This window comes from Halobacterium sp. KA-4 (assembly GCF_021028995.1).
Lineage (GTDB): Archaea > Halobacteriota > Halobacteria > Halobacteriales > Halobacteriaceae > Halobacterium.
Window position 1 is genome coordinate 12681 of the sequence record NZ_JAJJZG010000009.1, and the last position, 23225, is coordinate 35905.

Genomic DNA, 23225 nt, shown 5'->3' on the forward strand with positions numbered 1-23225 from the left:
CGTCTACTAACAATTAGTACGCCGACAAGAATCGAGAAGGGGTCAGTCGCTGGCGCGGCGGTCGCTACGCGAGGGCGGCGGCACCTGGGTGTCACCAGTGTTGCGTTCGGGGAGCAGACAGCGCGCGGGCTCGTCGTTGACGTGCCCGTACTGCTCGGGCTCGTTCGCGAGCACGTGTGCGGGATTGGAATTGCTATCTAACTGCGCCGCACGGACCTCCTCAAAGCCGACGACGCGAGCGCGGATACCGCGCCAGTGGTGGTCGGCGGTCGCGGGCGGCGAGAATTCCTTGATCGGGCGATAGTCGTGGGCGCGCGCGGCGAGGGCCGCGGTATTGACGTCACCCGCGAGATCGTTGTGGTCGACGAGCACGCCGATGCGCGCATCGCGTGGGGCGCGCGACGCGAGCACATCCAAGCCGAGATGGAGTGCGCGATACTCGGCGACGTTGTTATTCGGGGCTTCATCAGGCACCGCGAAGCGGGCAACCCGCTCGCCGTCCCGGGTTTCGACGATGACGCCGAGCCCGCTCCCGTCGCGCGAGTACGAGCCGTCGGTCGCGACATAGAAGTCCCGTCGGTGAGACTGGGGAGGGTGGGCGATGTGTGGCGTCGGCGAGTCGTCGAACAGGTCTCGGAGTTTCGACCGGCCCACGATGGCCATATGCTAGGTAGCGAGCGCTGGAACTTAAGCGGTCCGCCGGTCGCGGCCCGCATCCAAAGCGATACGTGGCGTGGCCGCGACGACTCCCATATGCAGGCACGCGACCTGATGACCGAAGACGTCGAAACCGTCCACGAGGACGACGAGGTCAGCGACGTCCTCCAGCAGCTCGCCCGGCGCGAATTCACGGGGTTCCCCGTCGTGGACGACGACGACCGACTCGTCGGCGTCATCACCCAGCGCGATTTCGTGGAGCTGTTCCAACCCAAAGACCACACCGTCTGGATCCCCATCGGGCTGCCGCCATTCCTCGAGACCCTCGATTACGGCATTGACCTCTCGTGGAACGAACTGGAGACCGAACTGGACCTCGCGAAGAACGCCGGGAAGCCGGTGAAGAAAATCATGACGACAAATGTGCTCACGGTCGGCCCCGACGCGGACGTCGACGACGTGCTCGCCATCCTTGCGGCCGACGAGCGCGACGTCAACCGCGTCCCCGTCGTCAAGGACGACGTCGTAGTCGGCATCATCACCCGACAGGACATGCTGCGCGCACTCCACGAGGAGCGCAACCTGTAGCCAGCGGCGGCAAAACGGGTACGTCTCCGAAAGCGTAAACGTCACCCCGCTCGGAGATTCGACGTGACCAACTACCGGAATGCCGTACTGTTTCTGGCGCTTGCAGCGGTCTGGGGGTCGGCGTTCGCCGCCATCAAGGCTGGCCTTGACGCCGGGTTCGAGCCCGTGCTGTTCGCGGCCATTCGCTACGACGTCGCGGGCGTACTGATGCTCGCGTACGCGGCGTACGCCGCCGATAACTGGCTGCCGCAGTCGCGCGCTGACTGGACCGTCGTTGGCATCGCTGCAGTCTTCCTTATCGCTGCCTATCATGCCTTCCTCTTCGTTGGCGAACAGCAGACCACGAGCGCCGTCGCCGCCGTCGTTGTCAGCCTCAGCCCCGTGCTCACAACGGGGTTTGCGCGGGCGTTCCTTCCCTCCGAGCGCCTCTCGCTTGGCGGTATCGCAGGCCTGCTGCTCGGCCTCGTCGGTGTCGTCGTGCTCTCGAACCCCGACCCGTCGAACCTCCTCGGCGGGAGCACCGTCGGGATCCTCCTGGTGCTCGCGGCGTCGACGTGTTTCGCGCTTGGGAGCGTGCTCACCCAGCGTGTCGACGATGACCTCGACATCGAAACGATGGAAGCGTGGGCGATGCTGCTCGGCGCACTCCTCATGCACGTCGCCAGTCTCGCCCGCGGCGAGACGCAGACAATTCCCCAAAATACGGACGCGCTGTTCGCCATCGCATACCTCTCGCTGGCCGCCAGCGCTGCCGGCTTCCTCGTCTACTTCGAACTGCTTGAACGACTCGGTCCTATCGAAATCAACCTCGTGAGCTACGTCGCGCCCGTCTTCGCCGCGGTCGTCGGGCTGGTCGTGCTCGCCGAACCGATCACCGTACACACAGTTGTCGGCTTCGCTATCATCTTCGCGGGATTCTGCCTGCTGAAGCGACGCGCGCTCGCCGCCGAACTGCGGAATGTCCGCGCCGCCTGGGGCTAACTACTTCGCGCGGGCGATGCGGTCAAATTGGTCGGTACTCAGCGTGAGGTCTGCAGCGGCGAGGTTCTCGCGGAGCTGGTCGGGCGTGCGAGCACCGGTAATCGGCGCGACGACCTGCTCGTGGTGAAGCAACCATGCCAACGACACCTGCGCAGGCGTCGCACCGACTTCCTCGGCGACAGCCTCGACTTCCTCAAGCGCGTCAAAGTTCTCCGGTGTGAGATACGAATCCACGAACTGCTGGTCGGTCGCGCCTCGCGTTCCCTCCGGTGGCGCCTCCCCGCGCGTGTACTTCCCCGTGAGGAACCCACCAGCCAGCGGCGACCACGGTACGACGCCGAGATCGTAGTCCCGGCACATGTCGAGGTACGTCGCCTCGATCTCGCGGTTGACAGCGTTATACCGCGGCTGAACGACCGTAAACGGCTCGTAGCCCTCGCGGCGCGCGATTTCGTTGGCCTTCGCGACCTTCCACGCGTTCGGCTCGAACGTCGACGCACCGAGGTAGTGGACCTTGCCGTCGCGGACGAACTCATCGAGCGTACGCATAAACTCGCGGGCGGGCGTCCGATCATCCCACCGATGGATGTAGAGGACGTCGAGATAGTCGGTATTGAGGCGGTCAAGAATCGCGTCGACGTTGTTCCGGAGGTGTTTGCGATTGAGCCCGCGGCCGTTTGGGCCCTCGCGAGTCGGCCAGTAGATCTTGGAGGCGATGACATACTCGTCGCGGTCGCGGCTGTTGAGCCACTCGCCAATGTACTGTTCGGCGCGGCCGCTGCCGTACATATCTGCAGTGTCGATGAAACGGCCGCCAGCGTCGGCGTACGTGTCAAGAAGTTCAAGTGCGCGCTCGCGACCAACTTCAATCTCGCCAGCGTCGTTCTCGCGGCCGAACCGCCACGTCCCGAACGCGACTTCGGAGACGCGGAGGCCGGTGCGGCCGAGCGAAACAGCGTCGAGACCCATGTGGGGACCGAGATGGGCGGCGGTGTTAAGCGGCGCGTCTTCGAGCCGTTAGTTCGTGTTGTGGCGGTGACCGAGCACGAGCGCGACGACGTGGAGGGCGACCATCGCGGCGAGCGCGGTCTGTTGGGCCGTCGTGTCGGGACCAGCGAGCACGAGCGGCGTGTACAGGAACGGAAGGGCGACCGCCGCCCAGAAGCCAGCGACCTCGAAGGGCTTCAGGAGGGTGGCGGACGCGGGCGTGTTCACGGCGTCCGATGCGACCTCGGCCAGTGCGGAGCGGGAGGGGGTAGACATTGGGTCTCACCTCGTCTACTCCACCCTACTGGCGCCGACCCCATATAGGGGGTCGACCGTTGCCCGGATTTCAGTACGTTTCACCGCGAGTCACCCCGATTTCGGGACGTTTTACGATGATCTTAGAATCGGTAAGACAGTTTATAGCCAATTCTAAGGGCGTTTCGGGAAATCAGTGATTCGGCCAGCCATAACCGTTATTGGCGGCGATTCGACGACTCGTGAGTCCTCCCGAGCGCTCCGGAGCCGTCATTCGGAATTCGGAGGCTTCGTTGGGCGTCCAATACCGCCACTTGACGGTCGAAGTTGTAGAAAGTGCCCGGGGAGGGTTTTGAACCCTCGATCTCCGCATGTCCCAGGTTCGAGGCTCGGCGGGCCTCGCGGACATGCTGAGCATCCACGTGGCGAGTGGGATGCCGCACCGAAGCTCGGAACCCTATGAGTGCGGCGCTATGACCAGCTAAGCCACCCGGGCTCGCTTCCGGCTAGGGGGAGGTTGCTCTTGAAGGTTCTCATCTCAATCGACGGACCCGCCGGGTTTAAGCCGAGGCGGTTGCTTCGAGCGTATATGAACGTACCTGCGCTTGTCCAGTCCTCACTTGGGGACGAGGACGTCGCCGCGCACGTGCCGCTGAAGGGGGAGGACGCGGTGTTCGTCACGCCGACGCGGACGCTTGTCTACACAGCCGACGGCCTGCTAAGCGACGAGACCGTTGATGAATTCCCACACGACGCAGAAGGCATCAAAGTTAGCGAAGGACGACGAAAATCAAAGATCACGCTGGACTACGGGCTGGACGGCGAGGAATCGTTCTCGGTACCATCGGGGAAACTCGACGACGTACTCCACCCGATTATCGCGGGCGTGCTGAACGCCGCTGACGTCACCCAGCCTGGGGAGACGGTCAAGCGTACGTACCAGTTCAGCGAACTCACACTCGTTGTGACCAGCGATCGCGTCGTGAAACACGTCGGCGCGGCCATCTGGGGCCCCGACTACGAAGAAATCGACTACGACTCGGTGACTGGCATCGACATCGAGGAAGGAAACGTCTCCAGCCAGCTCGTCCTCGAGACAACCGCTCGTACCCAGCGCATCAAAGCACCCAACGAGCAATTTCGGGACGTCCGCGAAACAGTCGAAAACGCGGTCTACGCATTCCATAACGCGGCTAACGCCGACGAATTCGAGCGCATGAACGTCGACGAGGACGCAGGCACAGCCACGAAGGAAGTGTCGTTCGAAAGTGGCGTCGAACCAATCGACACGAGCGGCGTCGGCGAAGACGACGAAGCGGCCACGAACAAGCCCGAGGCGAATACGGAAGTAAGGGCCGAGACAGGCAGGGGAGCAGGTAGCGCGGCAAGTGCAACCCAGGAACCAGCCGAGCGCCCCGACGTGGACGACGACGAGTTCGCGTCCAGTGGCTTCCAGACGGCTGCAACGCAGGTTGAACCGCCAGTCGACCCCGAAGAACTCAACGCGGAGCTCGCCGATCTCGAAGACACCATCGAGGAGTTAGCTGACGTGCTGGCCGAACAGCGCGAACTCGCCGAGCGCCAACGCGAAGCGCTCGATGCCCAACAGACGGTTATCGAAGCCCAACGCGACCGGCTCGTAGCGCTACGCGACCTTGTTGACGAAGAGTAGTTACTCGCGGCCGGTGACTTTCCGGATACACGACGACCCGAACGCGCCGAGTTCCCCGTGCTCGAAGTTGATGAAGTAGCCCGTCTCGATGGACGCACCACAGCGCCGACACGAGAATTCGCCTTCTTTCGTAATGACGTCGGATTGGAAGGAGACATAGCTGCCGCCCTGCGGCTGAACTTCCCCGCCCTCGCGTTCAACGACACCGCGGCGCTCAGCCGCTTCAAGAATCTCGCGAGTGGTCCGCGGATGCGTCGTCACAGTTTCGAGGCGGTCGATGGCGGCCGCGACGGACAACGACTCGAATTCGAGGTTCGCGAGTAGCTCCACCCCGAGTTCAACCGGGTCCTCAACGTCCCCAGCGTCGCCGTCAGTCATGTGTCGTCGTGGGGCGAGCGCGCGCTTAACGCTTGCGCGACGCCGAAGGGACAACGCTAAACCCGCCGCTCGGGTAGCAGGCGGCGATGAAACGGTACGCGGCCGGCGCCGCGCTCACGGCGGTGCTCGTGCTCGCCGTCGTGGCGCGACCGGCTGACGCGCTCGACGCGCTTCGAACCGCGCTCGCGAGCCCGTGGTTCCCCGTCTTGCTGGTCGGCCTGTACGTGGTCCGCCCGCTGCTCGGCTGGCCCATCAGCGTACTCTCCGCGCTCGTGGGCTTCCAGTACGGGCTCGTCGTGGGCATGCCGGTCGCGCTCGCGGGCGCGGTCGTCACGAGCCTCCCGGCGTACACCGCGGGCCGCTATGCGCCCGCCGACGGCCGGCTATTCGGCCGGTTCTCGGACGGCAGCCAGCGCTTCTTCGCCGCCACGGGCGACGTCCGCGGCCTCGTCGCCGCGCGGTTCGCCCCGACACCAGCAGAACCGATTTCGGCCGCGGCAGGTGCAGGCAACGTCAGCCTCCGGTCGTTCGCGGCCGGCACGCTCGTCGGTGAACTCCCGTGGGTCTTCGCGACCGTTGCACTCGGCAGCGGCCTCGACGCGTTCACGATGGCCGCGACTGACGTGAATCCGATTGTCGTCGCAGGCGGCGTGCTCGCGGCGGCTGTGCTGTTGAGCCCCGTCGCGTACCGTGCGTGGCAGCAGCGCGCGTAGTCAGAATTTGAAGGGGTCGGCGCAGTCAGCGATGACGCCGTGCTGCGGGCAGACGTACTTGCAGTGGCGCTTGAACATCGCCGCGTCGCACATCGGACAGCGGCTGCCGCCGCGTTCGGCGTCCATCGACTGCTCGCTCATACTCACGGCTGCGTGCGCGACGAGCATAGGCGTATCCCTCGCGTGTCGAGAACGGGAGAAAACCGTAGAAGTGTGCGTTAGTCGCTCAGTTCAGCACTCGCTCCAGCCACAGGACTCGCAGGTTTTGCAGCCTTCGCTGTAGTACAGCGTCATCGAGCCACAGTCCGGGCATTCGGGGCTCTCGCCCGCGTCGATGAGCGACTGCGTGGCGTCCTCAGTCTGTTGGCCGTCGCCACCAGCGCCGGAGGGACCCTGCGGGCCGCCGACAGCCGGCTCGGAGGCAGCGCCGCCGTCAGTCTCGGGCGTCGCCGCGTCGTCGGTAACTTCGCCGAGACGCTGCTGCTGGGGGTAGGCGGCGCGGTCGACGTCACCGTCGAGGTAACGCCGCAGCGCGGTGCCGAACGCGTCCGGGATGGAGTTGACCTGTTCGCCCTTGTCCCAGGCGACCTTCGGCGAGCGGATGCCCTGCAGTTTGTCCGCGATTTCCACGGGGTCGACGCCCGATCGCAGCGCCACGGAGATGGTCTTCGCGAGCGCTTCCGTGAACGAGCCCGTGAAGCCGCCACTGTTCCCAGTGTTCGCGAACAGCTCGAACGGCCGCTCGCGCTCGGGGTCCTCGTTGATGGTGACGTAGAGCTTCCCGTAGCCCGTATCGATGCGCTGGGTGACGCCGTGGAGGAGGTCGGGGCGAGCCTGTTTCTCGGCGAACTCGCCGTCGAAGGCGTCCTCCTCGCCCGCGAAGATGTCGCGGAGGTCCTCGCCGAATGCGGCCTGGACGTCCTCGTTGTCGAGGAAGCCCTCGATGCCGCCGAATGTCTCCTGGATGGTCTCGACGATGGCCTCGGCGGCCTCGTCCTCGTCCATCTGGGAGAATTCGGTGTTGTCCGCGCGCGTCGTCAACACCTGCTTGCTGCGGGTGCCGTCGCGGTAGACGGTGACGCCCTTCCCGCCGTTGTCGTAGATGTAGCGGTAGACCTCGTCCATGTCCTCGACGGACGCGTCGTTCGGGAAGTTACACGTCTTCGAGATGGCGGAGTCGACGCCCTGCTGGCAGGCCGTCTGGACCGCCGCGTGGTCCTTCCCGGAGAGGTCGGAGGTTACGACGAACAGTTCGCCGATGGGGTCCGGAACCGTCTCCAGCCCTTCGACGCCGTCGAACTCGTTGTTCGACATCTGCTCCTGGGCTTCCTCCTTGACGGCCTCGACGTCGATGCCGTTCTCCTCCAGCGTGCGGAGGAAGTAGTCGTCGAACTCCACGAGCATCTCGTCGCCCTGCACGTCGTCGCTGACGTTCTTGTAGTAGGCGACGTTGTAGATGGGCTCACAGCCGCCCGTGGTGTTCCCGACCATCGACGTGGTGCCGGTCGGTGCGATGGTCGTCGTGTTGTGGTTGCGAATCGGGAAGCCGTCCTCCCAGTCCGTGGGGTCCTCGCCCGTGTGGTGCTCGAACCACTCGGGGTAGTCGGTTGGGTTCGCGTACTTGGACTTGTCCCACTCGTCGAAGCTCCCGCGCTCCGTGGCGAGATCGTGGGACGCGGCCTTCGACCCGTGGTCGATGTGGCGCATGACCTGCCGGGCAATCTCGTTGCCCTCCTCGCTGCCGTACTTCACGCCGAGCTGGATATACAGCTGCGCGAGACCCATGACGCCGAGGCCGACCTTCCGCATCTCGGCGACCTTCTCTTCGATTTCTTCGACCGGGAAGTCCGACATGGTGACGACGTTCTCCAGGAAGCGCGTCCCCATCTCGATGCGGTGGTCGAACTCCTCGTTGTCGAGTGCGTCCTTGAGGAAGCGGTCGACGCCCTCTTCGAGGGTGTCGAAGTCGTGCTCCTCGCTCCAGACGCGCCAGTCGGGGGCGTCCTGGGCGGCGAGCGTCGAGAGATTGATGTGGCCGAGGTTACACGCCTCGTACTCTTCGAGGGGCTGTTCGCCGCAGGGGTTCGTCGCGAGAATGCGGTGGTCGGGGTGTTCTTCGACGTCGAAGGAGTGCTGCTTGTTGACGCGTTCGAGGTAGATGACTCCGGGTTCGCCGTTCTCGTGGGCACCCTCAACGATGCGCTCCCAGACCAGTTCCGCGGGCAGCGTGAGCTCCTCGCCGGGCGTGACGTACTCGCCGAGCCCGTACCGGGAGTACATCTCCTTGGTCTCCTCGGTGGCGATGTGGGGTTCCTCGGTGCGTGGGTTCGTGAACGTGTACTCCTCGCCGTTCTCGAGGGCCTCCATGAAGCCGTCCGTGACGCCCACGGAGATGTTGAAGTTCGAGAGGTGGCCCTCCACGGCGTTGCGGAGGTGTTCAGGGACGCGGCCGTCCTCGTCGATGAGTTCGCGGGCCTCTTCGAGGGCTTCCGAGAACTCCGTGTACGTGTAGTCGTCGGGGTCGTTGAGTTTGAGCGTCTGCGCGAGGCTGACGTCCTTGTTCTTCGCGTGGATGAACTCGATGACGTCCGGGTGGCTGATACGCATCACGGCCATCTGTGCGCCGCGGCGTGCGCCGCCCTGCGCGATGGTCTCACACATCTGGTCGAACGTCTCCATGAACGTCAGCGGGCCGGACGCGATACCGCCGGTGGAGCCGACGGTGTCGCCGTACGGCCGAAGCTTCCAGAATGCATACCCCATACCGCCGCCAGACTGGAAGACTTCCGCCGCTTCCTTGGCGGTCTGATGGATGTCCGTGATGTCGTCGTCCGGAGAGTCAACGAAGCACGCCGAGAGCTGCTGGAGCTCATCGCCGGCGTTCATCAGCGTCGGCGAGTTCGGCATGAACGAGAGGTCCTCCATTAGCTGCTGGAACTCCTCGCGTTGCGCTTCGACGTGGCTACGCACGTCACCGTCGTCGAGTTCGGGGACAATCGTGTCGTACGCGAACTTGTTGACGTTGCTCTCGGTGAGTTCAAGCTCAACGTCGTCCTCGGGGGAGACACCCTCACCGAAGACTTCGGCGGTGAGCTCATCGCGGCGCGGGTGGTCGGGTTTGAGCTGGTCGGGCGTAACCGTAACCGGCTCGTCGCTCTCATAGACGACTTCCGCGAGCGCGATGTTCTTCGCGACGCGCTCGAAGAGGTCCTCCTGTTCTTCGACGTGTTCGCCGTCGGCGTTCTTGCGGAGGTAGCGCGCCGGCAGGATGTTGTGGTAGGCGTTCGCGGTGAGGCGCTCCTCGAGCGAGTCGCCGGTGGTCCGCTTGATGGGCAGATCGACTTCGTCCGCGGAGACGTTCGGCGTGCTCATTGACACTCACTCCTCAGTACAGTCCGTGTGGTGGGTTGTTGGTGTATCATGTATGGTCTACTTCCGGGTGTCGATGGGGACGACAAGGTACCGGGCACGGGAGGTTAGTAGTTGCGTTTCCGGCCCCCCGTGCTGGCGGTCCCCAAAGCGGCCCGAATCTGCGTGGCTGAACCGTTGGGCTGGGACCGATATAATGGTACCCAAAGCGCGGTGAAAGTGGTCGACTGTGATCGGCCGAAACCCCCGACGTGGACCCGGTTTCAGTTTCGGCCGTCCAGTGGAACCGAAGGGGGCATGCGACCCGGCCCGACTGCCCCCTCGCTTAAGTCGGTGGTCTGCGTGGACTTGAGCATGCTCGCTGCACTCGTGCTCGCGCTCGGCGGCCTGACGTCCTCCCCGCTGGGCACACTGTTGGTCGCGCTCGTCGCCATCACAGTCATCGTCCTCGTCGGTCGCTTCGTGCTCAGCGTCGCGTGGAAACTGCTCGTGGTCGCGACGATACTGGTCGGCGCGGCGTGGGTCGTGACGACGATGCTGGGCTAGACGGACGCGAGGAAGTTCTCCACGAGGTCGTGCCCGGCAGCCGTGAGCACGCTCTCCGGGTGGAACTGCACGCACGCAATCGGGTGTTCTTCGTGGCGCACCGCCATCGCGAGTTCGGTGCCGTCGTGGTCGGTGCGCGCCGAGACCTCGAAGCAGTCCGGAATCTCGCCGCAGGCCAGCGAGTGGTAGCGCGCCGCCGGGAATCCCTGCTCGATACCGTCGAAGACGCCGCGACCGTCGTGCTCGACGGGACTGGTCTTCCCGTGCATCGGCTCGGGCGCGCGGTCGACCGTCCCGCCGTACTCGTAGACCGCGGCCTCCATCCCGAGGCAGACGCCGAGCGTCGGCACCTCCGCACTGACCTCGCGGAGCACGGGCGCGGTGACGCCGACGTCGCGCTCGTTCTTCGGATGGCCCGGCCCCGGACTGATGACAATTGCGCCTGGGTCCGCATCGCGCACCTCCTCCAGGCTCGCAGTGTTCTTCAGGACGGTCGTCTCGGGGCGCTCTCCGTCGACGTGCTGCTCGGAGACGTACTCCACGAGGTTGTACGTGAACGAGTCGAAGTTGTCCACGAAGAGGACGTTCATCCCTCCACCTCCGGCGTCTCCGACTCCTCGTCCTCACGAATGCGCTCGACGGCCGCGAGCACGCCGTCCATCTTCGCCTCCGTCTCGTCGAACTCCGCGGCGGGGTCGCTGTCCGCGACGATACCCGCGCCAGCGCGCACGCGGAGGGTGTCCACGTCACCAGTATGCCCAATTGTCGCGGACCGAATCGTAATGGCGAACTCGGCGTCCCCGTTCCACGAGAAGTAGCCGACGCCGCCGCCGTAGATGCCCCGCGGCGACGCTTCGAGCGCGTGGATGTGCTCCATCGCGCGCACCTTCGGCGCGCCAGAGAGCGTACCGGCGGGGAACGACGCGCGGGTCGCATCGAAGGCGTCCCGGCCGTCCTGCAGTGTACCCGTCACCGTGGACTCGATGTGCTGGACGTGACTGTACTTGAGCACACGCATGAATTCGGGGACGCGCACGCTCCCGGGCTCGCTGACGCGGCGCACGTCGTTGCGCGCGAGGTCGACAAGCATCGTGTGCTCGGCGCGCTCCTTCTCGTCGGCGAGCATCTCGCCGGCGAGCCGCCGATCCTCAACGGGACTCGACCCCCGCGGACAGGTGCCCGCGATTGGGTTGTTGAGCACGGTGTCGTCGTGGACCGCGACCAGCGTCTCCGGACTGGCCCCGACGACCGTGCGGTCGTCGTGCGACAGCAAGAACATGTACGGCGATGGGTTGACGTCCCGGAGCGCAGCGTAGAGACCGCGGGGGTCAACGTCGCCGTCGAGTTCGCGCGTGCGAGAGACGACCGCCTGGTACACTTCGCCGTCCAGCACTGCCTCCTTCGCTTTCGCGACGCTGTCCTCGTACTCGCCGCGGGCACCCGCTCGCTCATCGGTGACGCGGAAGCCACCGAACTCGGGCTCGGCGGCTTCGGAGAGGTCGCGCTGCACGCGCTCGGCTTCGGCAACGAGGCCGTCGTAGACGGCGTCGGGGTCGTCCTCGTCACCCACGAGCGGCGTGAACACCAGCGAGACGGTGTCGGTCGCGCGGTCGAAGACGAGCGTGCGCGTCGTCAGCACGAACTCGGCGTCGGGCAGCGGCGTGTCGGGGCGCTCGACGCCGACCTCCTCCAACCAGAGGTCGTAGACGGCGTCGTACGCGAGGAAGCCGACGAGCCCGCCGTCGAGCAACTGGCGGTCCTCGTCCGGGAACCCGCGGCGTTCGACGTCCGGGAGCGCGCCCCGGAGCTGGTCGAGCACGTCACCGTCGTCAGCGTCCAGGAACTCCGTCACGCGGTCGTCACGGAGCGCCTGCACTTCGGTCCCGTCGGGGTGAGCGGTGACGACGGCGGCGGGGTCGTAGCCGACGAACGAGTAGCGCGCGTGGCGGTCCTCGGTCGCGTCCGACGGCCGGAACGCGCCGTCCGGGTCGCTCGCCGACGTCTTCTCGGCGCTCTCCAGCACGAAGCCATAGTCGCCGTCGGTCAGCGTGGCGTACGCCGACAGCGGCGAAACGCCGACGTCGAGTTCGGCGGCGACGCGGACCACGGCGGGACCGTCGGCCGCGAGGTCGGCGAACTCGTCGCGGGTGGTGTCCAGTCCCGTGGAGGCCTCGTCGGCGTCGGTCACGCTTCCACCTCGCGCTGTCCGGTCGCGTTCGCGACGAACCGCCGGACTGCGTCGTGGTCCTTCTCGCCGCCCGTCCGCTCGACGCCGGAGGCGACGTCGACCGCGAACGGCTCGACGGTCGCGACGGCCTCGGCGACGTTCTCGGGCGTGAGTCCGCCCGCGAGCACGACCGGTGAGTCCACGCTGTCGGCGAACTCGCGGGTCGCGTCCCAGTCGTGCGTGCGGCCTGTGCCGCCCGCACCTTCCTCGTCCACGGAGTCCACGAGCAGCGCGTCGGCGACGTCGTCGTAGCGCGCGCCCTCGGGGTCGGCAGAGTCGACGGTCTTCAGCACGGCTGCCGAGGTGTTCGCCGCGACGTACGCGACGTCGCTCACGGGACCGTCGCCGTGGAGTTGGACGGCGTCCGGGTTCACGCGGTCGACGAGTTCGACCGCGCGCTCGGGGGATTCGGGCATCGTCACGAGCACGGTAGTGACGAACGGCGGCGCGGCGGCGACGAGGTCGGCTGCTCGCTCGACGCTCACCTCGCGGGGGGTGTCCACGGGCACGTCGACGATGAACCCGAGCGCGTCCGCGCCGGCGTCGACGGCCGCGCGGCGGTCGCGCTCGTTCGTCAGCCCGCAGATTTTCGCGCGCGTCATCGCGTCGCCGTCGCGGGGTTGCGGAGCGTCTCCAGCGTCTCCCCGGCGGCGCCGGAGTCGATGGCTTCGGCGGCGCGCTCCGCGCCTTCCTCCAGCGAGTCGGCTTCGCCGGCGACGTAGATGGCCGCGCCCGCGTTCGCGAGAATGATGTCGCGCTTCGGCCCGGTCACGTCGCCGGTGACGATGCCGCGGAGGTCGCGTGCGTTCTCTTCGGGGGTCCCGCCGGAGACTTCCTCGATGGGCGCCTCCTCCAATCCGAAGTCCGCGGGCGTGACGGTGTACTCCTCGATGTCGCCGTCGTCGAGTTCGGCGACGACGGACTCGCCGTGGAGCGCGAACTCGTCGAGACCGTCGCCGTGGACGACGAGCGCGCGGTCGACGCCCATGTGCGAGAGCGCGCGAGCGAGCACGGGCACGAGGTCTGGGTCGTAGACGCCCACGACCTGTGCGTCCGCGCCCGCGGGGTTCGTGAGCGGGCCGAGCACGTTGAAGATAGTGCGGATGCCGAGTTCGCGGCGCGGCCCGATGACCGCCTTCATCGCGGGGTGGAACGCGGGTGCGTGCATGTAGCCGATGCCGTGCTCCTCGATGGTCTCCTCGACCGCCTCCGGGCTGGCGTCGAGGTCGACGCCCACCTCTTCGAGCACGTCCGAACTCCCCGACGACGAGGAGACGGAGTAGTTGCCGTGTTTCGCGACGGGGACGCCGGCGCCAGCGACCACCATCGTCGACGTCGTGGAGACGTTGATGGTGTCGTAGTCGTCGCCGCCGGTCCCGCAGGTGTCGACGAGCGGTTCGCGGTCCGGGTCGATAGTGTGGGCGGCGTCGCGCATCCCCTGCGCGAACCCCGCGATTTCGGTCTCGGTCTCGCCTTTCGCGCGGAGCGCGGCGAGCAGCGCGCCGATTTCCGCGTCTGTCGCGTCCTCGAACAGTCGGGTGACGGCGTCACGCGCTTTGTCGAGGGTGAGGTCCTCGCCGGCGGTGACGCTCTCGATGTATTCCTCCATTATGGACACCAGTGTACTTCTTCGCGTTATAGTGTACAACTTTGTACAGCGACTTAACTCTGCCGGGGCACGCACCCCCACGCAGGTACCGATTCGAAACCTTCAACTATACCCCCGGACTACGCTGGAATGCGTTCGAAGACCGCTGCGGGTTGGTGGTCTAGTCAGGCTATGACACCTCCTTGACATGGAGGAGGTCGGCGGTTCAAATCCGCCCCAACCCATACTCTGAAACCTTCACCGCGAAGCGACTGCTCTGTCGCTTCGCGTGAAGTGCTCGTGTGAATGGCGTTGGCGGATTTGAACTTCTGCAAGACGCAGCGCGAGCGATGTCGAGTGACCGTCTTGCTCCAATTCACAATCCGCCCGAACCCATCCTCCGACGCGCACGCCGACGAGCACCGCGTAGCGTGTGCGAGTCTCGTCGTATAACAAATCCCGGGGAAGCCTCTTGTTCCCGTAGGCGATTGCAGAGGTATCGATGTACCTCGTCACCTTCCGCCTCGACCCCGGGGAGTACGACGACGAGTTCCACGAGCTCAACGACCGGATACAGGCAGCCGCCGAAGACACGGACGGGTATCGCGGCAAGCGCACGTGGAACAACCCGGAGAGCGACGAGATGCTCGTCGTCTACTACTGGGAGTCGCTGGACGGGCTTGACGAGTTCGGCGCCGTCGACTACCACGAACGAGCGAAAGGACGGTGGACGGAGTGGTACGACGCCTACGAAGTCACCGTCACGGAAGTGCTGGATAGCTACGGGAGCGGATTCGGGGACGACGCAGACCCGCCCGAGTAGTCAAGCTGTCGGGCGACGAGGAAACGGATATGAGTCTACCGTCCCAAGAGAACAGTAATGAGCGACGCAGACGGAATCGTCGAGCCAAACGACACCCGCGAGGAGATTATGGAAGCGACCTTCCGGGCACTCAGCGAGCACGGGTACAAGGACCTCCGGGTCCGGGACATCGGCGAGGAGATGGAGCTGTCGCGGCAGGTCATCCACTACCACTTCGACGGGAAGTACGACCTGCTGTCGTCGTTCCTGGAGTACATCATCGACCAGTACGAGGGCAGCGTCGAGGTCGCCGACGACATGGACCCGCGGTCGGAGTTGGACGCGCGCATCGACCAGTGTCTGTTCGGGCCGGAGTTCGACGAATTCACGCACTGGGACCGCATGAAGGTGTACCACGAACTGTACGCACACGCGCAGAACGACGACGAGCACCGCGAACTCTTTGAGGAGCACTACGCGCGGCTCCGCGGCAGCATCGTCGACGTCATTGAGGACGGCATCGAGCAGGGGGTCTTCCGCGACGTGAACGCCGAACGGATGGGGCAACTAATTACGGACGTCATTCACGCGGCCCGCGAGCGCCGCATCTCACTCGGGCACGACGACGCGCCCGAGGAAGCCCGCGCGGCCATCGACGAGTTCGTGCTGGACTCGCTCGAACGCGACAACTAAGCAGCCGAGCGCCGCTACTTCTCTACTGAGCGCCGTGTCCGAGAGCGAGATACCAGTCGCTGAGCGCTACGTACTCGCTCGAAAATATCGGTGAGAATCGACCCGCGTTACAGTTCGGGGACGTCCGACGGCATGTCGAAGTCGTGGTAGTACTCGCCCTTCTCCTTCGAGAGAATGTCGAGCACGGCGGCCGCGCCGTCGCCGACGGCGATGGCGGCCTGCCACTTCGTGTCGCGGCCCATCGCGCCGGTCGCGTAGACGCCGTCGACGGACGTCTGCATGTCAACGTTCACGTCGACGACCTCCTCGTCGGTGAAGTCGCAGCCGAGATCCTCGGCGAGGTCGCGGTTGCCGCCGGTCGCGAGGACGACGTAGTCGGCCTCGTACTCGCCGTCCGCGGTCGTGAGGGCGAAGCCGTCACCGGACTGCTCGACGGCGGTAACTTCCTCGTCCTCGTGGAGGTCGGCGCCGCGGGCCTTCGCCTGCTTCTGCGCGATTTCGACGAACGTCATCCCGTCGATGGAGCGGACGCCCGGGTAGTTGAAGAGGTGGGCCTTGTGCATCCACGTCTCGTCGGTGTCGAAGACGACGGTGTCGAGGTCGTTCTTCGCGGCGAACTGTGCTGCGGACAGGCCGGCGGGACCGCCGCCGACGACTGCTACGTCTACCATGGGCGTGTGTCGGTGCTGCCGGAGGAAGTAGTTTACCATCTGGTAAAACCCGGCGAGGGTTGCCGAGTAACGGTCAGCGAGGCCGCAAAACCGACGCTCCCGCCTTCAGAGTACGAACGGGCCGCGCTGCTGAATCGGCTCGTCGTGGGGTTGGCCGGCGACGGCGACCACGCGGAGGTCGGACTCGTTACGGAGTTCGACCGTGGTTTCGTCGGTGACCGTGAAGACGTTGCCCTCCTCAAACTCGCTGCCGGCGACCGTCCCCGTGCCGGAGACGCCGTAGACGAAGCCCGTCCAGTCCTCGGGAATCGTCCACTCCCACGCGTCCGACACGCGGACGTCCAAATATTCCATCGGCGTGTGGAGTGAGAGCGGCGACCCGTCGCCGACGACGGTCGTCACCGTCGCGCCCTCGTACTCCTCGGTGGGCAGGTCGGCCTGCGTGGCGTCGACGTAGTCCGGGTCAGCCTCCTTCTTCGCGCGCGGGAGGTTCACCCAGAGTTGGAGACCGTTGCAGCCGCGATTCCCGGCCGGGAACTCGGAGTGGCGGATGCCGCTCCCGGTCGTGATACGCATCGCGTCGCCCTCCTCGGCGACGTTGCTGACGCCTAGCGAGTCCTCGTGGTCCATCCCGCCGTCGACCATGTAGGAGACGATTTCGAAGCCGCGGTGGGGATGCATCGGGAACCCCTGGTCGGGGTCGATGTAGAACCGCTCGAAGAGCACGAACGGGTCGAGGTTCGCGGGGTGGTTGTTCGTCGGGAACGCGCGATTCGAATTCACGCCCGTGCCGTGTCGGACTCGTTCGCCGGGAACGGGGCCGTCGGGCAGCTGCTGGCCGTCGTTGGCGTTCATGGCTCTCCTTTGTTTACCAAGCAGTAAAACAGGTCCGGTGGGGGCGTCGTTCTCCCACTCCGCGCGGACCTGTTCGCTGGCTGTGAATCGGCGGACGTCACTCCATCCCGCCCGCTTTTACGCTATTCTACCGTCTGGTAAAACGTAGATGACTACCGACCTGTCCATCGACGCCGACTGGACCGAGCAGTACATCGACGGCGAGTGGGTCGCCGCCGAGAGCGAAGAGACCATCGCCGTCGAGGACCCCTCGACGCGCGAGACGGTCGCACACGTCCCCGCTGCGACCGAGGGCGACGTGAACGCCGCCTACGAGGCCGCTGCCGAAGCGCAGACAGAGTGGGCAGAAGCGCCGCCCGCGCAGCGTGCGGCCGTCGTCCAGCAGTTCCTGCAAGCGCTACAGGAGCACTCCGAGGCAGTCGTCGACCTGCTCGCCCACGAGGTCGGCGGCTCCCAGATTATGGGCGAGACGTCTATCCAGATTGCCTCCGACCACGCCGGCGAAGCCGCGACCCTGCCGCGGCGGATGAAGGGCGAGCACGCCGACTCGAACATTCCCGGGAAGGAGAACATCGTCGAGCGCGGGCCGAAGGGCGTCGTCACGGTCATCTCGCCGTGGAACTTCCCTCTGAACCTGAGCGCGCGGGCGGTCCTGCCCGCCATCGCCGCCGGGAACAGCGTCGTCCTCAAGCCCTCGACGAACTCCCCGATTACGGGCGGGCTGCTGTTCGCCAAACTCTTCGAGCAGACCGACCTGCCCGAGGGCGTGCTGAACGTCGTTACCGGGCGCGGCTCCGAAATCGGTGACCGCGTCGCCAGTCACCCCGAGAGCGACGTCGTCTCCTTCACCGGCTCCACCGAGGTCGGCCAGCACGTCGCGGGACTCGCTGGCGAGAACCTCGCCGTTCCCGCGATGGAACTCGGCGGCAACAACGCGTTCGTCGTCACCAGCGACGCCGACGTCGACCGCGCCATCGACGGCGCGACGTTCGGCTCGTTCGTCCACCAGGGCCAGGTCTGCATCTCCATCAACCGCCACATCGTCCACGAAGACGTCTACGACGAGTACGTCCGGAAGCTCACGGAGCGCGCCGAAGAACTCGCGGTCGGCAGCGCCCACGAGCCCGACACCGTGGTCGGCCCCATCATCGACGAGTCCCAGCGCGACGAGATGCTCGAATACGTCGAGCAGACCGTCGACGCCGGCGCGACCCTCGAAACCGGCGGTGAGACCGCCGACATCGACGGCGTCGAGGACTCGCTAGTTGTGAAGCCGACTGTGCTCTCCGACGTGACCAACGACATGGCGGCCGCAAGTAACGAGCACTTCGGCCCCATCGCGCCGGTCATCCCGTTCTCGGACGTCGACGAGGCGGTCGAACTCGCCAACGACACGAAGTACGGCCTCTCCGGTGCCGTGCACGCCGGCGACCTCTCGGTCGCGAAGGACATCGCCGGCCGCATGGAGACCGGGAACGTCCACATCAACGACCAGCCCATCAACGACGAAGCCCACGTGCCGTTCAGCGGCATCGGCGCGTCCGGCATGGGAACGTACAACAGCGACGCGTTCCTCCACGAAATCACGGAGACGAAGTGGATTTCCGTCCAGCACGAACCGCGCGACTACCCGCTGTAAGCGCGGGCGTCGAACCGTCGCAGCAGCGAATCGTCACTCGACCACCGCGGCTTCAAGCAGTTCCAGTGGGTGGCGGACGTCGTAGCCTGTGCCGTGCTCCATCTGCATCGCGCAGGTCGGACACTCCGTCATCCCGGTCTCGCCGTCGGCGGTCTCCATGTGGTCGAACATCTCGTCGCCGATTTTCATGGAGGTCTCGTACTTCTCGGCCTTCCAGCCGTACGTCCCGGAGATGCCCGAGCAGGAGTCCCCGACGTCTTCGACGCCCACGCCCTCCAGGTCGCCGAACAGTTCGACGGCCTGCCGGTCTAGGCCCTGATTGCGAGCGTGGCAGGGTGCGTGGTACGCGAACTCCGCGGCGAGGTCGTCGCCGACGTCGGCGTCGGTGAGTTCGTCCTCGAGGTCCTCGTGGATGCGGAGGTACTCCACGGACTCGAAGGTGTTCGCGGCGACGTCGTCGATGCCGTCGATGTCGAACAGTTCGGGGTACTCCTGGCGAATCGCCATCGAGCACGACGTACAGGAGGCGATAGCGTCGTATCCCTCGTCGACGAGGTCCGCGAACGAGGAGACGTTGACTTCGGCGTCGCGGCGCGCGTCGTCGAGCATGCCGTTGGCGAACATTGGCGTGCCCGAGCAGCCCTGCTCCGGGACGACGATTTCGTAGCCGAAGTGCTCGTAGACGCGCACGAGCGCCTTCGCCACCTCGGGGGTGTTGTACTCGGCGTAGCAGCCATGGAAGTACGCGACCTGCTTGTCGGCGTCCACGGGTTCGCCGCGGCGCTCGCGGGCCTCGCGGGCGCGCTCCTTCGACCCGGCGGCCCCGCCCTGCGCGGCCCACCACTCCGTGAACGTCTCCGTCGCGAAGTCGGGGAACTCGCGCTCGTCGGTGACGCCGAGCAGTTTCTCGCCGAGCCAGCGCGCCGGCCCGAAGTTCGCCGCGGCGTTCGCGAGCCGCGGCACCTTGCTCGCGAGCCACGCCGACGTCCGGTAGTTCGCGAGCAGCCGATTCCGGACGTACTCTACGGAGAAGACACTCATCTCCTCGCTGACGTACTCGCCGCGCGCGGTGTTGTGCATCTGGGAGAGCTCCACGCCCGACGGACACGCGTTGTCGCAACGCATGCAGTTCGAACAGTCCATCACCGAATCGTCCACGCTGTGGTCGTCGTCGCGGCGTTTGAGTCGCCACTGCTCGGGGCCCTGGAACTTCGGGCCGGGGAAGTCGTCGTCAACCTCCGCGACCGGACAGTTGGTGTCGCACGTCGAGCACTTGTAGCAGGAGTCCGCGCCCGGGCGCAGGTCGAAGTCGTCGCTATCGTCGAAGACGTCGACGGGCTCGAAGTCCTCGCCGGTGTTCGGTGCTGCTGGGTCGAACTGGTGGTTCTGACTGTCACTCATTGTGTCTCCTCCGCGGCGCGCCGGCCGGCCGCGTAGCCCGTCGCAATCGAGACGCCGCCGCCGGACTTTTCGGCGGCGAAGTCGTAGCCGCCGAGCACGCTCCCGGCGGCCCGCAGGTTCTCGAATTCGGTGCTCCCGTCGGCTGCCTCAGGTCGCAGACTGTCGTCAGTCGCGACACCGAACCGCGCGAACTGGTGGTCGCCGAACACGTCGTCCGCGAACCAGTCGTAGCGGTCGTCGGCGTGTGCGACGTGGCAGTCGAAAATCGGTTCGTAGACGCCCTCGCGGTCGGACTCGACGCCCTTCCCGACGAGGCCGCCGGTCGCGAGCACGTACTGTTCGGCGGCGTTCGGGATGCGCGCGCCGTTCTTCTCGACGTACACCTGTTCGACGCGGTCGTCGCCGTCGTAATCGACGACCGGGTTCCCGGTCTCGATGCTGACGCCCGCGTCGTCGAGGGCGTCGAACAGCGCGTCCTCCAATCGGAGCCCCGGCAGCGAGGGCGGGCCCATCGGCACCTCGAAGACGGCCGCACCGAGGTCGTTCGCGAGCGCGTCACGGACGCCGGCCGCGTCGTCGTCGCCGAGAATCGCCGGGAAGCCCACGCGCTCCTCGCCGTCGAGTTCGGCCTTCACGCGCTCCGCGAGCGCTTCTCGAACTGGCCGGTCGCGGCCGTCGACGGTCACCGTGCCGTCCGTGTCGAGGAGTTTGGCGTACCGGGTGATTTTCGCGTCCGCACGGAGGTCGCCTGGGAACCGAATCGTCGCGCCGCGTACGCCGAACGGGACGCCGGCGGCGTCGAGGTGCGCGGTCGCCTGCGGCGCGTCGAAGTCCGGCATCGCCTCGAACCCCACTAGGAGCGTGTCGCGGTCGTCGCTGGCGACACCGGCGCTCGCGCCTGCCGGGTAGCGCGCGGTCGGCTTGACGGTCCCGCCGTGGGTCGGCAGCAGTGCGTTAGCGTCCGTGTGCGACCCCCGGTAGTGGGGCGCGGCGTCGTCGAACAGTTCCAGCGCCTCACGGACCGTCTCCACGCCGACGGTCCGGTAGGGGTGTGATTCCGGGAGGTCGGGAATCGCGTCGAAGGGGTCGACGAGCGGACCGTCCCCGTCGGGCGTGTAGCCGAGCACGTCCACGAGCCCGGAGGCGTGCCGGAGCGTGCTCTGCTTGTAGGAGACCAGCCGGGTGTCAGCGCCGGCGCGTGCCGCGGCGAGCGCGCTCGTGAGGCCCGCGAGCCCGCCGCCGACGACGAGCACGTCGGACTCAATTGCCACGGTTGTCCCCGTCCGTTCGCACTGCTTCGGGACCGCCGTCGAAGGCGGCGAAGTCCACGTCGTCGCCGTCCACGGGGTCGTTGTCGCGGTTCTGCGTGGTCGCGTGCAGCGCGTAGTTCAGCATCGCCTGCGAGAGCTGTTCGCCCCAGAGTGCGTGGCGCTGGCCCTTCCAGCGCTCCTGTAGGAGATCGTCCCACGCGCGGCGGGCGGTCGCTTCGTCGTAGCCGCCGTCGCCGTGGAGTTCGCTCGCCATGCGGTGCGCGCAGAAGCCGCCCTGACAGTTCCCCATTGACGCTCGTGTGCGGATGCGGACGGCGTTGAGGTCAGAGCCGGACTGCCCGATGGCGTCCTGGAGTTCGGCGCGCGTGACGCCCTCGCACTCGCAGACGACTGGATTCGGCTCCTCGGTGGCGAGCACGTCGTCGGCGCGCGAGCCGAGGCGTTCGACGCTACGCCGGCCGATTGGCGAGCGCAAGCCGAACTCGTCCATGTAGTCGCGGAGCACGGAGAACTCCTCGCTGCCCGGGAGGGGGACGTCCGCAGTCCGGCACTCGGCGTCGACGCCGAACCGCTCGCAGACGTGGTCGACGACCGACTCCGCCATCATGCGGTAGGTCGTGAATTTTCCGCCGACGACCGTCGTCATCCCGGGGAGGTCGTCGCGGTCGACGTGGTCCAGCAGGAAGAAGTCCCGCGTGATGTCCGTCGGGTCGTCGCTGGCCACGTCCGGGGGCTCGTACAGCGGCCGAACGCCCCAGAACGAGCGAATCGTCCGAGCCTCCGCGAGCATCGGCACGAGCTCGGCGAGCGTGTCGACGAGTTCGTCGACCTCCCACTGCTCCTCGGGGTAGTCCTCGGGGTCGTCGACCTCCACGTCGGTCGTGCCGAGGATGGCCGTCGTCTCGTGCGGGACGACGATGTCGGCGTCGCCCTTCGGCCGGCAGCGGTTGACGACGGTGTCGACCTGCCGGACGTTCGTCACGGTCATCACGCCCTTCGAGGGGCGGACGGCGACGTCCACGCCCGCCATGTCGCCGATGCGGCCCGCCCACGCGCCCGTCGCGTTGACCACATGGTCCGCGCGAATCTCCTCGATACCGCCTTCCGTCCCGTGGACGTGCTTGCCGGGGCCGGAGTCGTGTTCGACTTCGAGGCCGACGACCTCGCCGCCCTCGACTAGCACGTCCGTGACCGTGGAGTGCGTCTCGATGCGCGCGCCGTGTTCCTGCGCGCTGGCGGCGTTCGCTACCACTAGCCGGAACGGGTCGACTGCGCCGTCCGGCACGACAATCGCCTTCTCGACGTCCTTCGCGAGGTGGGGCTCCATCTCGCGGGCTTGTTCGCCGGAGATGACGTCCGCGGGGATGTCGCAGGCTTCGCAGCCGCGAAGTTTCTCCTGAAAGTACTGCTCGGAGTCCTCAGGGCGCTTGACGAAGAGGCCGCCGGTCTCCTCGACGCAGTGGCTCGCGATGTCCCGGAGCACGCGGTTCTCCGCGATGCACTCCCGCGCGCTCGCCTGGTCAGCGACGGCGTACCGGCCGCCGCTGTGGAGGAGGCCGTGCATCCGGCCGGTCGTGCCGTGCGTGAGGTTGCCCTGTTCGACGAGCGTCACGTCGAAGCCCCGCATCGCGAGGTCGCGAGCGACGCCGGTGCCCGTCGACCCGCCGCCGACGACGGCGATGTGTGGTACCGATGCCATCTGTGCTCGGGTTCGACACCCACACACTTTATTTTATCGTAGAATCCGACTTCACAGTAAATTTAGGCGCGTTCGGGTCGGTTCTCGGCGTGTGAGCACGCAGTCGCGAGCGTAAATCCCCAAATCCCACCGGACAAGGAACCAGGGTCAAGCCGGAGGAGACGCCGCTCGCGGCCGCGCGAACTATCTTTACCTCGAATTCCAGATCCACAGTAACATTTATTATAATCCAT

General features: G+C 66.3%; 23 protein-coding genes and 2 tRNA genes. 9 read left to right on the forward strand and 16 right to left on the reverse strand.

Going from position 1 to position 23225, the window contains the following annotated elements; all coding sequences use genetic code 11:
- Nucleotides 1-42: 42 nt before the first annotated feature.
- The gene (locus LPA44_RS10230) at nt 43-663 is read right to left on the reverse strand and encodes a ribonuclease H (RefSeq protein WP_230889486.1); all 621 of its coding nucleotides are present in this window, start codon (nt 661-663) and stop codon (nt 43-45) included.
- Between the two features lie 90 nt (nt 664-753).
- On the opposite strand from LPA44_RS10230, the gene LPA44_RS10235 reads away from it, so the two are divergent.
- Together LPA44_RS10235 and LPA44_RS10240 are read left to right on the forward strand one after the other, a co-directional pair.
- Nucleotides 754-1245, forward strand: coding sequence for a CBS domain-containing protein (locus tag LPA44_RS10235; protein ID WP_230889487.1), 492 nt, complete (start codon nt 754-756; stop codon nt 1243-1245).
- A 63-nt stretch (nt 1246-1308) separates the two neighbouring features.
- A complete protein-coding gene (locus LPA44_RS10240; protein WP_230889488.1) occupies nt 1309-2226 on the forward strand; it encodes a DMT family transporter in 918 nt (305 codons plus the stop codon).
- On the opposite strand, the gene LPA44_RS10245 is transcribed toward LPA44_RS10240, so the two are convergent.
- The 3 genes from LPA44_RS10245 to LPA44_RS10255 form a co-directional block, all read right to left on the reverse strand.
- The gene (locus LPA44_RS10245; RefSeq protein ID WP_230889489.1) at nt 2227-3195 is read right to left on the reverse strand and encodes an aldo/keto reductase; all 969 of its coding nucleotides are present in this window, start codon (nt 3193-3195) and stop codon (nt 2227-2229) included.
- Nucleotides 3196-3243: 48 nt separating this feature from the next.
- Nucleotides 3244-3489, reverse strand: coding sequence for a hypothetical protein (locus LPA44_RS10250; protein ID WP_230889490.1), 246 nt, complete (start codon nt 3487-3489; stop codon nt 3244-3246).
- A gap of 316 nt (nt 3490-3805) precedes the next feature.
- Nucleotides 3806-3964 (reverse strand) — tRNA-Met (locus LPA44_RS10255).
- Nucleotides 3965-4057: 93 nt separating this feature from the next.
- On the opposite strand from LPA44_RS10255, the gene LPA44_RS10260 reads away from it, so the two are divergent.
- A complete protein-coding gene (locus tag LPA44_RS10260) occupies nt 4058-5140 on the forward strand; it encodes a DUF7115 domain-containing protein (RefSeq protein ID WP_230889491.1) in 1083 nt (360 codons plus the stop codon).
- Here the strand turns inward: LPA44_RS10260 and LPA44_RS10265 are convergent, their stop codons facing one another.
- Nucleotides 5141-5518, reverse strand: coding sequence for a DUF5830 family protein (locus tag LPA44_RS10265; RefSeq protein WP_230889492.1), 378 nt, complete (start codon nt 5516-5518; stop codon nt 5141-5143). It lies immediately after the preceding gene.
- An 86-nt stretch (nt 5519-5604) separates the two neighbouring features.
- Here LPA44_RS10265 and LPA44_RS10270 point away from each other — a divergent pair, with 86 nt between their 5' ends.
- Complete coding sequence (locus LPA44_RS10270; RefSeq protein ID WP_230889493.1) at nt 5605-6231, forward strand: TVP38/TMEM64 family protein; 627 nt, start codon at nt 5605-5607, stop codon at nt 6229-6231.
- Here the strand turns inward: LPA44_RS10270 and LPA44_RS10275 are convergent, their stop codons facing one another.
- Both LPA44_RS10275 and LPA44_RS10280 read right to left on the reverse strand, forming a co-directional pair.
- The gene (locus LPA44_RS10275; RefSeq protein WP_230889601.1) at nt 6232-6372 is read right to left on the reverse strand and encodes an HVO_2523 family zinc finger protein; all 141 of its coding nucleotides are present in this window, start codon (nt 6370-6372) and stop codon (nt 6232-6234) included.
- Nucleotides 6373-6462: 90 nt separating this feature from the next.
- Entirely contained in the window at nt 6463-9603 is a 3141-nt protein-coding gene (locus tag LPA44_RS10280) for an adenosylcobalamin-dependent ribonucleoside-diphosphate reductase (protein ID WP_230889494.1), read from the reverse strand.
- Between the two features lie 351 nt (nt 9604-9954).
- Between LPA44_RS10280 and LPA44_RS10285 the strand changes: the two genes are divergently transcribed.
- Nucleotides 9955-10146, forward strand: coding sequence for a hypothetical protein (locus LPA44_RS10285; protein ID WP_230889495.1), 192 nt, complete (start codon nt 9955-9957; stop codon nt 10144-10146).
- On the opposite strand, the gene trpG is transcribed toward LPA44_RS10285, so the two are convergent.
- The 4 genes from trpG to trpD are packed head-to-tail and all read right to left on the reverse strand — an operon-like array spanning nt 10143 to nt 13982.
- Complete coding sequence (trpG, locus tag LPA44_RS10290) at nt 10143-10736, reverse strand: anthranilate synthase component II (RefSeq protein WP_230889496.1); 594 nt, start codon at nt 10734-10736, stop codon at nt 10143-10145. The two genes, LPA44_RS10285 and trpG, sit on opposite strands and share 4 nt — an antisense overlap.
- Nucleotides 10733-12304 (reverse strand): anthranilate synthase component I, encoded by a 1572-nt coding sequence (gene trpE, locus LPA44_RS10295; RefSeq protein WP_230889598.1) that lies wholly within the window; start codon nt 12302-12304, stop codon nt 10733-10735. Before trpE ends, trpG begins: the two co-directional genes overlap by 4 nt.
- Before the next feature lie 26 nt (nt 12305-12330).
- Nucleotides 12331-12975 (reverse strand): phosphoribosylanthranilate isomerase, encoded by a 645-nt coding sequence (locus LPA44_RS10300; RefSeq protein ID WP_230889497.1) that lies wholly within the window; start codon nt 12973-12975, stop codon nt 12331-12333.
- Nucleotides 12972-13982, reverse strand: a complete 1011-nt coding sequence (gene trpD / locus LPA44_RS10305) for an anthranilate phosphoribosyltransferase (RefSeq protein WP_230889498.1) — start codon at nt 13980-13982, stop codon at nt 12972-12974. Before trpD ends, LPA44_RS10300 begins: the two co-directional genes overlap by 4 nt.
- A gap of 149 nt (nt 13983-14131) precedes the next feature.
- Between trpD and LPA44_RS10310 the strand changes: the two genes are divergently transcribed.
- The 3 genes from LPA44_RS10310 (at nt 14132) to LPA44_RS10320 (ending at nt 15456) form a co-directional block, all read left to right on the forward strand.
- A tRNA-Val gene (locus tag LPA44_RS10310) sits at nt 14132-14206 on the forward strand.
- A 257-nt stretch (nt 14207-14463) separates the two neighbouring features.
- Nucleotides 14464-14784 (forward strand): antibiotic biosynthesis monooxygenase family protein, encoded by a 321-nt coding sequence (locus LPA44_RS10315; RefSeq protein WP_230889499.1) that lies wholly within the window; start codon nt 14464-14466, stop codon nt 14782-14784.
- A gap of 57 nt (nt 14785-14841) precedes the next feature.
- Nucleotides 14842-15456: a TetR/AcrR family transcriptional regulator gene (locus LPA44_RS10320; protein ID WP_230889500.1), complete on the forward strand. Its 615-nt coding sequence runs from the start codon at nt 14842-14844 to the stop codon at nt 15454-15456.
- A gap of 107 nt (nt 15457-15563) precedes the next feature.
- On the opposite strand, the gene LPA44_RS10325 is transcribed toward LPA44_RS10320, so the two are convergent.
- Nucleotides 15564-16127: an NAD(P)/FAD-dependent oxidoreductase gene (locus LPA44_RS10325; protein WP_230889501.1), complete on the reverse strand. Its 564-nt coding sequence runs from the start codon at nt 16125-16127 to the stop codon at nt 15564-15566.
- A gap of 105 nt (nt 16128-16232) precedes the next feature.
- Nucleotides 16233-16982 (reverse strand): pirin family protein, encoded by a 750-nt coding sequence (locus LPA44_RS10330; RefSeq protein ID WP_230889502.1) that lies wholly within the window; start codon nt 16980-16982, stop codon nt 16233-16235.
- 148 nt (nt 16983-17130) lie between these two features.
- Between LPA44_RS10330 and LPA44_RS10335 the strand changes: the two genes are divergently transcribed.
- On the forward strand, nt 17131-18621 hold the full coding sequence (locus tag LPA44_RS10335) for an aldehyde dehydrogenase family protein (protein WP_230889503.1): 1491 nt from the start codon (nt 17131-17133) through the stop codon (nt 18619-18621).
- A 33-nt stretch (nt 18622-18654) separates the two neighbouring features.
- Here the strand turns inward: LPA44_RS10335 and LPA44_RS10340 are convergent, their stop codons facing one another.
- From LPA44_RS10340 to glpA, 3 genes are read right to left on the reverse strand one after another with little or no spacing between them, the layout of a single operon-like run.
- A complete protein-coding gene (locus LPA44_RS10340; protein WP_230889504.1) occupies nt 18655-20022 on the reverse strand; it encodes an anaerobic glycerol-3-phosphate dehydrogenase subunit C in 1368 nt (455 codons plus the stop codon).
- Nucleotides 20019-21293 carry a glycerol-3-phosphate dehydrogenase subunit GlpB gene (glpB, locus tag LPA44_RS10345; RefSeq protein ID WP_230889505.1) on the reverse strand — a complete coding sequence of 425 codons (1275 nt, stop codon included), beginning with the start codon at nt 21291-21293 and terminating at the stop codon, nt 20019-20021. The genes LPA44_RS10340 and glpB overlap by 4 nt, the downstream gene beginning before the upstream one ends.
- Complete coding sequence (gene glpA / locus LPA44_RS10350) at nt 21283-22992, reverse strand: anaerobic glycerol-3-phosphate dehydrogenase subunit GlpA (protein ID WP_230889506.1); 1710 nt, start codon at nt 22990-22992, stop codon at nt 21283-21285. The genes glpB and glpA overlap by 11 nt, the downstream gene beginning before the upstream one ends.
- Between the last annotated feature and the right edge of the window lie 233 nt (nt 22993-23225).

What these genes read in the sequence shown, in the direction of transcription:
- LPA44_RS10230 (WP_230889486.1), bottom strand. Translation starts at nt 663, where the DNA reads ATGGCCATCGTGGGCCGGTCGAAACTCCGAGACCTGTTCGACGACTCG.
- LPA44_RS10235 (WP_230889487.1), top strand. Translation starts at nt 754, where the DNA reads ATGCAGGCACGCGACCTGATGACCGAAGACGTCGAAACCGTCCACGAG.
- LPA44_RS10245 (WP_230889489.1), bottom strand. Translation starts at nt 3,195, where the DNA reads ATGGGTCTCGACGCTGTTTCGCTCGGCCGCACCGGCCTCCGCGTCTCC.
- LPA44_RS10250 (WP_230889490.1), bottom strand. Translation starts at nt 3,489, where the DNA reads ATGTCTACCCCCTCCCGCTCCGCACTGGCCGAGGTCGCATCGGACGCC.
- LPA44_RS10260 (WP_230889491.1), top strand. Translation starts at nt 4,058, where the DNA reads ATGAACGTACCTGCGCTTGTCCAGTCCTCACTTGGGGACGAGGACGTC.
- LPA44_RS10265 (WP_230889492.1), bottom strand. Translation starts at nt 5,518, where the DNA reads ATGACTGACGGCGACGCTGGGGACGTTGAGGACCCGGTTGAACTCGGG.
- LPA44_RS10270 (WP_230889493.1), top strand. Translation starts at nt 5,605, where the DNA reads ATGAAACGGTACGCGGCCGGCGCCGCGCTCACGGCGGTGCTCGTGCTC.
- LPA44_RS10275 (WP_230889601.1), bottom strand. Translation starts at nt 6,372, where the DNA reads ATGAGCGAGCAGTCGATGGACGCCGAACGCGGCGGCAGCCGCTGTCCG.
- LPA44_RS10280 (WP_230889494.1), bottom strand. Translation starts at nt 9,603, where the DNA reads ATGAGCACGCCGAACGTCTCCGCGGACGAAGTCGATCTGCCCATCAAG.
- LPA44_RS10285 (WP_230889495.1), top strand. Translation starts at nt 9,955, where the DNA reads ATGCTCGCTGCACTCGTGCTCGCGCTCGGCGGCCTGACGTCCTCCCCG.
- trpG (WP_230889496.1), bottom strand. Translation starts at nt 10,736, where the DNA reads ATGAACGTCCTCTTCGTGGACAACTTCGACTCGTTCACGTACAACCTC.
- LPA44_RS10300 (WP_230889497.1), bottom strand. Translation starts at nt 12,975, where the DNA reads ATGACGCGCGCGAAAATCTGCGGGCTGACGAACGAGCGCGACCGCCGC.
- trpD (WP_230889498.1), bottom strand. Translation starts at nt 13,982, where the DNA reads ATGGAGGAATACATCGAGAGCGTCACCGCCGGCGAGGACCTCACCCTC.
- LPA44_RS10315 (WP_230889499.1), top strand. Translation starts at nt 14,464, where the DNA reads ATGTACCTCGTCACCTTCCGCCTCGACCCCGGGGAGTACGACGACGAG.
- LPA44_RS10320 (WP_230889500.1), top strand. Translation starts at nt 14,842, where the DNA reads ATGAGCGACGCAGACGGAATCGTCGAGCCAAACGACACCCGCGAGGAG.
- LPA44_RS10325 (WP_230889501.1), bottom strand. Translation starts at nt 16,127, where the DNA reads ATGGTAGACGTAGCAGTCGTCGGCGGCGGTCCCGCCGGCCTGTCCGCA.
- LPA44_RS10330 (WP_230889502.1), bottom strand. Translation starts at nt 16,982, where the DNA reads ATGAACGCCAACGACGGCCAGCAGCTGCCCGACGGCCCCGTTCCCGGC.
- LPA44_RS10335 (WP_230889503.1), top strand. Translation starts at nt 17,131, where the DNA reads ATGACTACCGACCTGTCCATCGACGCCGACTGGACCGAGCAGTACATC.
- LPA44_RS10340 (WP_230889504.1), bottom strand. Translation starts at nt 20,022, where the DNA reads ATGAGTGACAGTCAGAACCACCAGTTCGACCCAGCAGCACCGAACACC.
- glpA (WP_230889506.1), bottom strand. Translation starts at nt 22,992, where the DNA reads ATGGCATCGGTACCACACATCGCCGTCGTCGGCGGCGGGTCGACGGGC.